Source organism: Mesorhizobium sp. RIZ17 (assembly GCF_051127865.1).
GTDB lineage: Bacteria > Pseudomonadota > Alphaproteobacteria > Rhizobiales > Rhizobiaceae > Mesorhizobium > Mesorhizobium humile.
This window is the reverse complement of sequence record NZ_CP147861.1, coordinates 6,632,613-6,645,204: the sequence shown is the minus strand read 5'-3', so window position 1 is coordinate 6,645,204 and position 12,592 is coordinate 6,632,613. Positions and strand designations below refer to the sequence as shown.

Genomic DNA, 12,592 nt, shown 5'->3' with positions numbered 1-12,592 from the left:
CGGAAGGACCATGTTCACACTGCTCGTCGATTTCGCGGACAAGATCTCGTTCTTCAACGTCTTCCGCTACATCACTTTTCGCACCGGCGGCGCACTGATCACGTCCGCGCTGATCGTCTTCATCTTCGGGCCGACGATCATCAATTCGCTGCGCCTGCGGCAAGGCAAGGGCCAGCCGATCCGCGCCGACGGCCCGCAGACCCATTTCAAGAAGGCCGGAACGCCGACCATGGGCGGGCTGATGATCCTGTCCGGCATCATCGGCTCGTCGCTCTTATGGGCCAACCTTTCCAGCATCTATGTCTGGGTGGTTCTGCTGGTCACCGTCGGCTTCGGCTCGATCGGCTTTTACGACGACTATCTCAAGGTCACCAAGCAGTCGCATCTTGGCTTCTCCGGCAAGGCGCGTCTGGCGATCGAATTCGTCATCGCGGGCATCGCCGCGTGGGTGATCATGCATAACGGCCAGGCGCCGTTCTCGTCGTCGCTGACCTTTCCCTTCGCCAAGGAATTCCTGATCAATCTCGGCTGGTTCTTCGTGCCGTTCTCCTGCTTCGTCATCGTCGGCGCCGGCAATGCGGTGAACCTGACCGACGGCCTCGACGGCCTGGCGATCGTGCCGATCATGATCGCGGCGGCGTCCTTCGGCGTCATCGCCTACCTTTCCGGTAACGCGGTCTTCGCCGAATACCTGCAGATCCATTTCGTTCCCGGCACCGGCGAGCTTGCCGTCGTGCTCGGCGCGGTGATCGGCGCGGGTCTCGGCTTCCTCTGGTTCAACGCGCCGCCGGCCGCGATCTTCATGGGCGACACCGGCTCGCTGGCGATGGGCGGCCTGATCGGCACCATCGCGGTCGCCACCAAGCACGAGATCGTGCTGGTCATCGTCGGCGGCCTGTTCGTGGTCGAGATCCTGTCGGTCATCATCCAGGTCGGCTATTTCAAGATGACCGGCAAGCGCGTCTTCCTGATGGCGCCGATCCATCACCATTTCGAAAAGCTCGGCTGGACCGAAAGCCAGGTGGTGATCCGCTTCTGGATCATTGCGGTCATCCTGGCGCTGGTCGGCCTATCCACCCTCAAGCTCAGATAGGATGCGCGCTTGATCCCCGCCTTTTCCTTTTCAGGCAAACGCGTTTCGCTTTTCGGGCTTGGCGGCTCGGGGATCGCCACCGCGCATGCGCTGATCGCGGGCGGCGCCGAGGTGCTGGCGTGGGACGACAATCCTGACAGCGTCGCCAAGGCAGCGGCCGCTGGCATTGCGACTGGCGACCTGCGCGCCGCCGACTGGCAGCGCTTCGCCGCCTTCGTGCTGTCGCCAGGCGTGCCGCTGACGCATCCGAAGCCGCATTGGACGGTTGAGCTGGCGCGCGGCGCCGGCGTCGAGGTGATCGGCGATATCGAGCTGTTCTGCCGCGAGCGCATCAGCCGCGCGCCGGCAGCACCCTTCATCGCGATCACCGGCACCAACGGCAAGTCCACGACGACGGCGCTGACGGCGCATATCCTGAAAGCGGCGGGCCGCGACACGCAGATGGGTGGCAATATCGGCCGCGCCATCATGACGCTCGATCCGCCCGAACCGACGCGGCACTATGTGGTCGAGTGCTCGTCCTACCAGATCGACCTTGCGCCCTCGATCAATCCGACCGCCGGCATCCTGCTCAACCTGACGCCAGACCATCTCGACCGGCACGGCACGATGGCGCATTACGCCTCGATCAAGGAGCGGCTGGTCGCCGGCAGCGACACCGCGATCGTCGGCGTCGACGATTCCTGGGGCGCCCAGATCGCCGACCGGCTGGAACGGGCCGGCCGGCAGGTCGTCCGCATCTCCAAGCGCCTGCCGCTGACCGACGGCTATTTCGCCGACGGCACCAATCTGATGGAAGCCGTGCACGGCCGCTACAGCCGCGTCGCCTTCCTCGAAGGTATCGGCTCGCTGCGCGGCCAGCACAATGCACAGAACGCGCTGGCCGCCGTCGTCGCCTGCCTGAAAGTCGGGCTCGAGCTCGGCGAGATCCAGTCCGGGCTCGAGAGCTTCCCCGGGCTGGCGCATCGCATGGAGCAGGTCGGCCGCAAGGACCATGTGCTGTTCGTCAACGATTCCAAGGCGACCAATGCCGATGCGGCCGCACCCGCACTGTCGAGCTTCGCCAACCGTATCTACTGGATCGCCGGCGGCCTGCCCAAGGAAGGCGGCATCGAGCCGCTGCGCGGTTTCTTCCCGCGTATCGCCAAGGCCTATCTGATCGGCGAGGCGGCGCCCGCCTTTGCCGCAACGCTCGGCGAGGCGGTGCCCTACGAGATATCCGGAACGCTGGCGGCGGCGGTGGAACATGCCGCAAACGACGCGGCACGCGACACCGGCGGCGAGGCCGTGGTGCTGCTTTCGCCGGCCTGCGCCAGTTTCGACCAGTTCAAGAATTTCGAAGTTCGCGGCGAAGCCTTCAGGCAAGCTGCGACTGCTATTGATGGTGTGAAACCCATCGGAGGGCCACGTTGATGCAAAGCCGTCTCGACAAAAGTCCTGTTGCAACCTGGTGGTGGACCATCGATCGATGGTTCCTGGCCGCGTTCCTGTCGCTGATGGGGCTGGGCATCATCTTGTCCTTCGCGGCGAGCCCCGCGGTGGCCGAGCGTATCGGCCTCGACAGCTTCCACTTCGCCACCAGACAGGTCATCTTCACCATCCCGGCGCTGATCGTCATGCTTGCGGTCTCCTTCCTGGAGGCGCGGCAGATAAGGCGCATGTCGCTGGTGATGCTCTGCATCATGCTGGTGCTGATGGTGGCGGTGCTCTACGTCGGCGTCGAGGTGAAGGGCGCGCGCCGCTGGGTGTCGCTCGCCGGGCTCTCCATCCAGCCGTCCGAATTCCTGAAGCCGGCATTCGTCGTCATCTGCGCCTGGCTGTTTGCCGAGCACAGGCGCCAGCCCGATATTCCCGGCAACCTGTTCGCGCTGCTTTTGCTTGTGCTGGTGGTCTCTCTCCTGGTCGCTCAGCCTGACCTCGGTCAGACCATGCTGGTGACCGGCACATGGGGCGTCATGTTCTTCATGGCCGGCCTGCCGTGGCTGTGGATCATGGCTCTCGGCGTCATCGGGGCAAGCGGTCTGTTCGCGGCCTATTCGGTGTTCCCGCACGTTGCCCTGCGCATCGACAAGTTTCTGACCGGCGAAGGCGATACCTTCCAGGTCGACATGGGCCGCGAGGCGTTGATCAACGGCAGTTGGTTCGGCGTCGGGCCGGGCGAGGGAACCGTCAAGCGCATCGTTCCGGATGCCCATACCGATTTCGTCTTCTCGGTCGCGGGCGAGGAGTTCGGGCTGATCATGTGCTTCTTCATCATGTCGATCTTCGCCTTCATCGTGCTGCGGGGATTGAACATCGCGCTCAAGGAGCACGACGATTTCACCCGCTATGCGGTCGGTGGCCTCGTCACCGTCTTCGGCCTGCAATCGGCCATCAACATGTGCGTGAACCTGCAACTGATGCCGGCCAAGGGCATGACGCTGCCCTTCATCTCCTATGGCGGCTCGTCGCAGATCGCCATCGCCGTCTCGATGGGCATGGTGCTCGCATTGACGCGCAAGCGTCCGGAAAAGCGCAAGCAGATGGGCTTCGTCCTTTCGCAGCGCGCAATCCCGGCGGAATGAGGCAGGATGGCGAAGGGTGTCATCCTGCTTGCAGCCGGCGGAACGGGCGGACATCTGTTTCCGGCCGAGGCGCTGGCGCATGAGCTGATCGAACGCGGCTGGAAGGTGCATCTCGCCACCGACCGTCGCGCCGAGCGTTATTCCGGCCAGTTTCCCGCCGCCGACATCCACGCGATCGCCTCAGCGACGCTGGGATCGAAGAATCCGGTGGCCGTGATCTCGGCCTTCTGGAAAATCTGGCAGGGCGTGCGCGAAGCGGGAAGGATCATCGCCAGGATCAAGCCGGAGGCGGTCGTCGGTTTCGGCGGCTATCCGACGCTGCCGCCGCTCTACGCGGCGACACGGCGAAGAGTGCCGACGCTGATCCATGAGCAGAATGCCGTCATGGGCCGCGCCAACAAGGCGCTTGCCAGCCGCGTGGACGCGATCGCCGGCGGCTTCCTGCCGGAGGGCGCCAGCGCTGACGGCGCAAAGACGGTGACCACCGGCAATCCGGTCAGGCCGCAGGTCCTCGAGGCAGCGAAAACGCCTTACGTGGTATCGAACGAGGGCGAGCCGTTCCGCTTCCTGGTGTTCGGCGGCAGCCAGGGCGCGCAGTTCTTTTCCGATGCCGTGCCGGCGGCGATCGCACTGCTGCCGCAAGACCTGCGCAAGCGGCTGCTGATCACCCAGCAGGCGCGGGCCGAGGATGTGGCGCGGGTGAAGGCCGCCTATGCCGAACTCGGCGTCGACGTCCAGGTTTCGCCCTTCTTCACCGACATGGCGGCGCGCATGGGAGCGGCGCATCTGGTGATGTCTCGCTCCGGCGCCTCGACGGTTTCGGAAATCGCCGTCATCGGCCGGCCGGCGCTGCTGGTGCCTTATCCGCACGCGCTCGACCACGACCAGGCGGCGAATGCCGCGGCGCTTGCCGCCGCCGGCGGGGCCGAGCTCCATCCGCAGTCGACGCTGTCGGCGGAGAGGATCGCCGAGCTGGTCGGCGGGCTGATCAAGGATCCGAGCCGGCTGGCGACCATGGCCGCCGCCGCCCGTTCGGCCGGCAAACCGAGCGCGGCGCGGTTGCTCGCCGATCTGACAGAGGCTATTGCGTCCGGCAAGACGGTTTCGGACTACAGGAGGACGCGCGCATGAAGATGCCGCAGACGATCGGCCTTGTGCATTTCATCGGCATCGGCGGCATCGGCATGAGCGGCATCGCCGAGGTGCTGCACAATCTCGGCTACAAGGTGCAGGGGTCGGACCAGGCCGACGGCGCCAATGTGCAGCGGCTGCGCGACAAGGGCATCGAATGCTTCGTCGGCCACAGGGCCGAGAATCTCGGCGACGCCGAAGTCGTGGTCGTTTCGACCGCGATCAAGAAGTCCAACCCGGAACTGAAGGCCGCGCGCGAAAAGCTGCTGCCGATCGTGCGCCGCGCCGAGATGCTGGCCGAACTGATGCGCTTCCGCCAGGCGGTCGCCATCGGCGGTACGCATGGCAAGACGACGACCACATCGATGGTGGCGACGCTGCTCGAAGCCGGTGGGCTCGATCCGACCGTCATCAATGGCGGCATCATCAACGCCTACGGCACCAATGCGCGCATGGGCGATGGCGAGTGGATGGTGGTCGAGGCCGACGAGAGCGACGGCACCTTCCTGAAGCTGCCGGCCGACATCGCCGTCGTCACCAACATCGATCCTGAGCATCTCGACCACTATGGCAGCTTCGACAAGGTGCGCGAGGCTTTCCGCCAGTTCGTCGAGAACGTGCCGTTCTACGGCTTCGGGGTGATGTGCACCGACCACCCGGAAGTGCAGGCGCTGGTCGGCCGCATCGAGGACCGGCGCGTCATCACCTATGGCGAGAACGCGCAGGCCGACGTGCGCTTCACCAACCATCGCATGCAGGGTGCGATCTCGGAGTTCGATGTCGTGATCCGCGACCGCAAGGGGCGCGGCACGACCTCGATAGAGGGCCTGCGCCTGCCGATGCCCGGCCGGCATAACGTATCCAACGCGACGGCGGCGATCGCGGTCGCGCATGAGCTTGGCCTCTCGGCCGAGGCGATCAAGAAGGGCCTGTCGTCCTTCGCCGGCGTCAAGCGGCGCTTCACCCATACCGGTTCGTGGAACGGCGTCGAGGTGTTCGACGACTACGGCCATCATCCGGTCGAGATCGCGGCGGTGCTGAAGGCCGCGCGCAGCGCGACCAAGGGGCGTGTCATCGCCATCGCGCAGCCGCATCGCTTCACCCGCCTGCACGATCTCTTCGACGAATTCTCCGTCTGCTTCAACGATGCCGACACCGTCATGGTGGCGCCGGTCTATGCGGCCGGCGAGGAACCCATCGAAGGCGCGACCTCCGACGCGCTGGTGTCGCGCATCCGCTCCGGCGGCCATCGCGACGCGCGTTATATCGATGGCGCGGCGGCGATCGCGCCGGCCATTCGCGAGCTTGCCAAGCCCGGCGATTTCGTCGTCTTCCTCGGCGCCGGCAACATCACCCAATGGGCTTACGCGCTGCCTAAGGAACTCGGTGGAACGCCCTCATGATGCGCGGCCAGGATCTCATCGACAAGCTCGGCGGCAAGCTTTCCGGCCTGCGTGGCCGTATCACGCCCAATGCCGAGATGGACAAGATCACCTGGTTCCGGGCCGGCGGCCTGGCGGAGGCGCTGTTCCAGCCGGCCGATGAGGAAGACCTGGCGGCCTTCCTGCGCGCGGTGCCGGAAGAGGTGCCGATCATGGTGGTCGGCGTAGGTTCCAATCTTCTGGTGCGCGACGGCGGCGTTCCCGGTTTCGTCGTCAGGCTTTCGGCCAAGGGTTTCGGCGAGGCCGAGGCCACCGGGCCGACCACGATCAAGGCAGGTGCAGCAACGCCGGACAAGCGTGTCGCCGCGGTGGCCTATGAAGCCGGCATCGGCGGCTTCCATTTTTACCATGGCATTCCCGGCGCCATCGGCGGCGCGCTGCGCATGAACGCCGGCGCCAACGGCGTCGAGACGCGCGAGCGAGTCGTCGAGGTGCGGGCGCTGGACCGCAAGGGCAATCTCCATACGCTCGGCAATGCCGATATGGGCTATGCCTATCGCCATTCCTCCGCGCCCGCCGGCCTGATCTTCACCTCGGCCACCTTCGAAGGCGTTGCCGAGGACAAGGCCGCGATCAAGGCGGCGATGGATGCCGTGCAGAACCATCGCGAGACGGTGCAGCCGATCCGCGAAAAAACCGGCGGCTCGACCTTCAAGAATCCGGAAGGCACCTCGGCCTGGAAGGAGATCGACAAGGCCGGCTGCCGCGGGCTGATGATCGGCGGCGCGCAGATGTCGCCGATGCATTGCAACTTCATGATCAACACCGGCACCGCTACCGGCTACGACCTCGAATATCTCGGCGAGACGGTGCGGGCGCGGGTGCTGGAGAACTCCGGCATCCGGCTGCATTGGGAGATCAAGCGCCTGGGCAATTTCCGCCCCGGCCATGCAGTGCAGGAGTTCCTCGGCCAGCTTCTTTAGCCCAGGCTGAAGTTCATGCGATACTTGAACTTCGAGCGGTCTGAATAGCCGCAAAACCGTTGCCTTAAAGACTCACAATTCACTTTTTGCGGCTGTTTTCGCGGAAAGTGAATCTCTCGGAATCTTAGGCACTTGCCAGGGAATCAACTCTCTGATTCTCTGCCCTAAAGCGTTTCCTGATTTGAGTCGTTCGACGCGTTAAGCCGCGTTTTCCGTCTGGGGGGCAACCTGCCGGAAGACTCGGACTCAATGCTTGGGAATGCGGTGCGGGAATATCGGTTGCAGGCCCGGCGTGAGAGGGGATGACGGGAAATGAAGAACAAGCATGTGGCTGTCCTTCTGGGTGGATTCTCCTCGGAGCGGCCCGTGTCTCTGTCTTCGGGGAAAGCGTGTGCGGATGCGCTCGAGAATGAAGGCTATCAGGTCACCCGCGTCGATGTTTCGCGCGATGTCGGGTCTGTGCTTGCCGAGCTCAAGCCCGACGTCGCCTTCAATGCGCTGCACGGTCCGTTCGGCGAGGACGGCGCCATCCAGGGAATTCTCGAATATCTCGGAATTCCCTACACCCATTCGGGCGTGCTCGCTTCGGCGTTGGCCATGAACAAGGAGCAAGCCAAGAAGGTTGCCAAGGCGTCGGGCATTCCGGTCGCGGAATCCAAGGTGGTCAACCGCTTCGCTATCCAGAACAAGCATCCGATGAAGCCGCCTTATGTGGTCAAGCCGGTCAATGAGGGCTCGAGCTTCGGCGTCGTCATCGTGCATGAGGGGCAGTCGCATCCGCCGCAGGTGATCGGTTCGACCGAATGGCAATATGGCGAGATCGTCATGGTCGAGCGCTACATCCATGGGCGCGAATTGACCTGCGCGGTGATGGGCGATGTGGCGCTCGGCGTCTGCGAGATCATCCCGACTGGGCATTCCTTCTACGATTACGATTCAAAATACGTTCCCGGCGGATCAAAACACGAAATCCCTGCTAAAATTTCACCGAATATTTACCAAAAAATACAGACACTGGCCCTCAAGGCTCATCTTGCCATTGGTTGCCGGGGCGTTTCCCGATCGGACTTCCGTTACGACGACCGTCACTCCGAAAACGGCGAGGTTGTCTGGCTCGAGGTCAACACTCAGCCGGGCATGACGCCGACGTCTCTGGTGCCTGAAATCGCCGCGCAAGCGGGGCACTCGTTCGGCGATTTGTTGAGTTGGATGGTGGAGGACGCTTCGTGTCTGCGTTGAGGTGGGGACAGGGTAATGGCGGTGGCGCGGCTCGGTCCGCGCCGTTCGGCATGTCGCTGTCATTCGACCGTTTCGTGTTGCCGCGTCAGCTTCGCCGGCCGATGCGCGTGCTGGCGCGCCTGTGCGGCGGCGAGTATGAGGCGCCGCGCTTTTCGGCGGCGATCCTTTCCGCCGCGCTGATCGCATCCAGCAGCGCCTATGGCGCTTTTCTCGGCGGCTACACCGACAGCATCGTGCAGGGCGTGACGGCGCGCACCGGCTTTGCCGTCGACCAGATCAAGGTGGTCGGCAACCGCCAGACATCCGAGATCGACGTGCTCGACCGGCTCGGCCTCGACGGCTGGACCTCGCTGATCGGCTTCGATGCAGAGGCCGCGCGGGAGCGTATTGTCACTCTGCCCTGGGTCGAGGGTGCGGCGGTGCGCAAGATCTACCCGCATACGCTGGAAGTGCGCATCGAGGAGCGCCAGCCCTTCGCGCTCTGGCAGCAGGGTACTTCTGTTTCGGTCATCGAGCGGTCTGGCGAGGTGATCGCGCCATTCTCGGGCGGCAAGCAGGCGCTGCTTCCCCTGATCATCGGCGCGGGCGCCCCGGCGATGGCGCCGGCTTTCCTCGCCAAGATCGAGCGCTACCCCGAGCTTGCGGCGCGGGTCAAAGGTTACATCCGTGTCGGCGAACGCCGCTGGGATCTGCGGCTTGAAAACGGCATCACGGTCAAGCTGCCAGAAGATGACGAGGACCAGGCGATCGCGGAACTCGTCAAGATCGATCATGGCAACGGGTTGCTGACGCGCGACATCGCCGCCGTCGACATGCGGCTCTCCGACCGGCTGGTCGTGGAGCTGTCGCCGGAAGCGGCGACGCAGCGCGAAGCCGCGCTAAGCGACAAGCCGAAGAACCTGGCCAAGCGCAAGGCGGAGACGAAGATATGAGCTGGCTTGGCGGCAGCGGTGATGCTTCTTCGCGCCGGTCGGGCACGCTCACGGTGCTCGATGTCGGCTCCAGCAAGGTTTGCTGCGTCGTGGCGAAGCTCAAGCCGAACGAGGACGGCAAGCTGCTGCGCGGGCGCTCGCACCGCATCCAGGTGATCGGCATCGGCCACCAGAAGTCGCAAGGCGTGAAGTCCGGCGTCGTGGTCGATCTCGATCGCGCCGAGCATGCCATCCGGCTTGCCGTCGATGCGGCCGAGCGCATGGCCGGGCTGACGGTCGATTCCCTCATCGTCAACATGACGGCCGGCCGGCTGAAGAGCGAAGCCTTCTCGGCGACCATCAATCTCGGCGGCCATCAGGTCGAGGAAATCGACATCAAGCGCGTGCTCGCCGCCGGCGCCAAGCAGGCGCTCAGGGCCGAGCGCGAGGTGATCCATTCGCTGCCCGTCGGTTTCTCGCTCGATGGCGAGCGCGGCATGCGCGACCCGCGCGGCATGGTGGGCGATGCGCTTGGCGTCGACATGCATGTCTTGACCGGCGATGCGGCGCCGATGCGCAATCTCGAGCTTTGCATCAATCGCTCGCATCTGTCGGTCGAACGCATGGTCGCGACGCCCTATGCCAGCGGGCTTGCCTCGCTGGTCGACGACGAGCTCGAAATGGGCGCGGCCTGCATCGACATGGGCGGCGGCACGACGACTATCTCGGTGTTCTCGGAAGGCAAGTTCGTCCATGGCGACGCCATCGCGATCGGCGGCAACCATGTGACGCTCGACATGGCCAAGGGCCTGTCGACCTCGCTCGATGCCGCGGAGCGGCTGAAGGTGATGCATGGCTCGGCGCTGCCCGGCAGCGCCGACGACCGCGACCTCGTCTCGATCCAGCCGATCGGCGAGGAAGGCGATGTGCCGCTGCAGATCCCGCGCTCGGTGATGACGCGCATCATCCGCGCCCGCATCGACGAGACGCTGGAGCTTCTGCGCGACCGGCTGAACAAGTCCGGCTACGGCAATGCCGTCGGCAAGCGCGTCGTGCTCACCGGCGGCGCCAGTCAGCTTTCCGGCCTGCCGGAAGCGGCACGCCGCATCCTCGGGCGCAATGTGCGCATCGGCCGGCCGCTCGGCGTTGCCGGCCTGCCGGAAGCGGCCAAGGGACCGGCGTTCTCGACCCCGGTCGGACTGATGATCTATCCGCAGATGGCGAGCTTCGAGAGCCATTCGGCGAAAGGACTTTCCGGTTTCAGGATGACCGGAACGGGCGGAAAACTGCATCGCATGAGTCAGTGGTTGAGAGACAGTTTTTAATTTGACGGGGACAGCCCCATAGGCGGCCGCAGCGGCGAGGCGGCGGGAAAGGCAAAGGACGGAGACAATGACTATCAATCTGCAGAAGCCGGACATCACCGAGCTTAAGCCCCGCATCACCGTGTTCGGTGTCGGCGGCGGCGGCGGCAATGCCGTGAACAACATGATCACAGCCGGCCTGCGCGGCGTTGAGTTCGTGGTGGCCAACACCGACGCGCAGGCGCTGACCATGTCGAAGGCCGAGCGGTTGATCCAGCTCGGCGCGCATGTCACCGAAGGCCTCGGCGCCGGTTCGCAGCCGGAAGTCGGCCGCGCGGCGGCGGAAGAGTGCATCGACGAGATCATCGATCATCTGTCCAACACACATATGTGCTTCGTCACCGCCGGCATGGGCGGTGGCACCGGCACGGGCGCAGCTCCGGTCGTTGCCCGCGCTGCGCGCGAGAAGGGCATCCTTACCGTCGGCGTCGTCACCAAGCCGTTCCACTTCGAAGGCCAGCGCCGCATGAAGACGGCTGACCTGGGCATCGAGGAGCTGCAGAAATGCGTCGACACCCTGATCGTCATCCCCAACCAGAACCTGTTCCGGCTGGCCAATGACAAGACCACCTTCGCCGATGCCTTCGCCATGGCCGACCAGGTGCTCTATTCGGGCGTTGCCTGCATCACCGACCTGATGGTCAAGGAAGGCCTGATCAATCTCGACTTCGCCGACGTCCGCTCGGTGATGCGCGAGATGGGCAAGGCGATGATGGGTACCGGCGAAGCCTCGGGCGAGGGCCGCGCGATGGCCGCCGCCGAAGCTGCTATCGCCAACCCGCTGCTCGACGAAACCTCGATGAAGGGCGCCAAGGGCCTGCTGATCTCGATCACCGGCGGCCGCGACCTCACCCTGTTCGAGGTGGACGAGGCTGCGACCCGTATCCGCGAGGAGGTCGACCAGGACGCCAACATCATCCTGGGCGCCACCTTCGACGAGGAACTGGAAGGCGTGATCCGCGTGTCGGTCGTCGCCACCGGCATCGACAAGTCGGCGGCCGAAATCGCGGCCGCGCCGATCTCGATCCGCGCGCCGCAGAAGCCTGCCGCCCGTCCGGCCGCGGCTCCGATTGCCGAAATCCGTCCCGCCCCGGTTCAGCCGCAGGCCTACGAGCCGCGCGCGGCCGACCCGGTCGCCGAGGCGATCCAGCTTGCCGAGGCAAACGCTGCGGCCATGGCCCAGCCGCGCCCGATGCCGGTCGACGACTTCCGGCCGCAGAGCAAGATTTTCCAGGCTCCGCCGGCCCAGCCGCAGCCACAGCCAGTGGTGCCGCAGCAGGTCATGCAGCAGCCCGCACCGCAGCGCGAGATGCCGCAGCCGATGGCCGCGGCTCCGCAGCGCATGCCGCGCGTGGAAGACTTTCCGCCGGTGGTAAGGGCTGAAGTCGAAGCCAAGACCCGTCCGGCGGACCATGAGAACAGCGGTCCGATGGGGCTGATCAAGCGGCTGACCAACGGCCTTACCCGCCGCGAGGAAGAGCCGGCCCGGCTCCAGCCGGCGCAGCCGCGCGAGCCGAAGCTGCGCCAGGCCGCGCCCGAGATGCGCCGTCTCGCCAGCCAGGATCCGCAGCTCTACGCGCCCCGCCGCGGCCAGCTCGACGACCAGGGCCGGCTGACGCCGCAGGCCCGCACGGTCCAGGAAGACGACCAGCTGGAGATACCGGCTTTCCTGCGCCGCCAGGCCAACTGACCGATATGGCGGATCGCCGATCGTCGATACGGCGGACCGCCGATCGTTAACGATATATAACGGTTGTTAACAGGCAGACGAGAGATCGTCTGCCTGCTGCTTTTATAAAATGCATTAAAAACAGTGCCTTATGGGCCGTTTTTGACGCAACCTGGCGGTTACACGGGGTAAGAAACCGTGATTTGGAGTCTCCCGGGCGGGCCACTATCTTCGCCACGGACTAAAGTCGGTTTGC

Annotated in this window: 10 protein-coding genes; all 10 read left to right on the top strand. The window is 65.0% G+C overall.

What is annotated here, in order from left to right; genetic code table 11:
- Positions 1 to 10: 10 nt before the first annotated feature.
- The 10 genes from mraY (at position 11) to ftsZ (ending at position 12,357) form a co-directional block, all read left to right on the top strand.
- Positions 11 to 1,093 carry a phospho-N-acetylmuramoyl-pentapeptide-transferase gene (gene mraY / locus WDX12_RS32400; protein WP_320295109.1) on the top strand — a complete coding sequence of 361 codons (1,083 nt, stop codon included), beginning with the start codon at positions 11 to 13 and terminating at the stop codon, positions 1,091 to 1,093.
- Between the two features lie 9 nt (positions 1,094 to 1,102).
- Positions 1,103 to 2,506, top strand: coding sequence for a UDP-N-acetylmuramoyl-L-alanine--D-glutamate ligase (gene murD / locus WDX12_RS32395; protein WP_434723355.1), 1,404 nt, complete (start codon positions 1,103 to 1,105; stop codon positions 2,504 to 2,506).
- Complete coding sequence (gene ftsW / locus WDX12_RS32390) at positions 2,506 to 3,657, top strand: putative lipid II flippase FtsW (protein ID WP_320295111.1); 1,152 nt, start codon at positions 2,506 to 2,508, stop codon at positions 3,655 to 3,657. The genes murD and ftsW overlap by 1 nt, the downstream gene beginning before the upstream one ends.
- 6 nt (positions 3,658 to 3,663) lie before the next feature.
- A complete protein-coding gene (gene murG / locus WDX12_RS32385; RefSeq protein WP_434723354.1) occupies positions 3,664 to 4,788 on the top strand; it encodes an undecaprenyldiphospho-muramoylpentapeptide beta-N-acetylglucosaminyltransferase in 1,125 nt (374 codons plus the stop codon).
- On the top strand, positions 4,785 to 6,191 hold the full coding sequence (gene murC, locus WDX12_RS32380; protein ID WP_320295113.1) for a UDP-N-acetylmuramate--L-alanine ligase: 1,407 nt from the start codon (positions 4,785 to 4,787) through the stop codon (positions 6,189 to 6,191). Before murG ends, murC begins: the two co-directional genes overlap by 4 nt.
- Positions 6,188 to 7,153, top strand: coding sequence for a UDP-N-acetylmuramate dehydrogenase (gene murB, locus WDX12_RS32375; protein ID WP_434723353.1), 966 nt, complete (start codon positions 6,188 to 6,190; stop codon positions 7,151 to 7,153). The genes murC and murB overlap by 4 nt, the downstream gene beginning before the upstream one ends.
- Positions 7,154 to 7,465: 312 nt before the next feature.
- A complete protein-coding gene (locus WDX12_RS32370; RefSeq protein WP_434723352.1) occupies positions 7,466 to 8,392 on the top strand; it encodes a D-alanine--D-alanine ligase in 927 nt (308 codons plus the stop codon).
- Entirely contained in the window at positions 8,380 to 9,324 is a 945-nt protein-coding gene (locus tag WDX12_RS32365) for a cell division protein FtsQ/DivIB (protein ID WP_434723351.1), read from the top strand. Before WDX12_RS32370 ends, WDX12_RS32365 begins: the two co-directional genes overlap by 13 nt.
- Positions 9,321 to 10,628, top strand: coding sequence for a cell division protein FtsA (ftsA, locus tag WDX12_RS32360; RefSeq protein WP_320295117.1), 1,308 nt, complete (start codon positions 9,321 to 9,323; stop codon positions 10,626 to 10,628). The genes WDX12_RS32365 and ftsA overlap by 4 nt, the downstream gene beginning before the upstream one ends.
- Positions 10,629 to 10,695: 67 nt before the next feature.
- Positions 10,696 to 12,357 (top strand): cell division protein FtsZ, encoded by a 1,662-nt coding sequence (gene ftsZ, locus WDX12_RS32355; RefSeq protein WP_320295118.1) that lies wholly within the window; start codon positions 10,696 to 10,698, stop codon positions 12,355 to 12,357.
- Positions 12,358 to 12,592 lie beyond the last annotated feature (235 nt).

Bases quoted from the DNA above. Each gene is read 5' to 3' on its own strand.
- mraY (WP_320295109.1), top strand. From the start codon at position 11: ATGTTCACACTGCTCGTCGATTTCGCGGACAAGATCTCGTTCTTCAAC.
- WDX12_RS32370 (WP_434723352.1), top strand. From the start codon at position 7,466: ATGAAGAACAAGCATGTGGCTGTCCTTCTGGGTGGATTCTCCTCGGAG.
- ftsA (WP_320295117.1), top strand. From the start codon at position 9,321: ATGAGCTGGCTTGGCGGCAGCGGTGATGCTTCTTCGCGCCGGTCGGGC.
- ftsZ (WP_320295118.1), top strand. From the start codon at position 10,696: ATGACTATCAATCTGCAGAAGCCGGACATCACCGAGCTTAAGCCCCGC.
- murG (WP_434723354.1), top strand. From the start codon at position 3,664: ATGGCGAAGGGTGTCATCCTGCTTGCAGCCGGCGGAACGGGCGGACAT.
- murB (WP_434723353.1), top strand. From the start codon at position 6,188: ATGATGCGCGGCCAGGATCTCATCGACAAGCTCGGCGGCAAGCTTTCC.
- murC (WP_320295113.1), top strand. From the start codon at position 4,785: ATGAAGATGCCGCAGACGATCGGCCTTGTGCATTTCATCGGCATCGGC.
- ftsW (WP_320295111.1), top strand. From the start codon at position 2,506: ATGCAAAGCCGTCTCGACAAAAGTCCTGTTGCAACCTGGTGGTGGACC.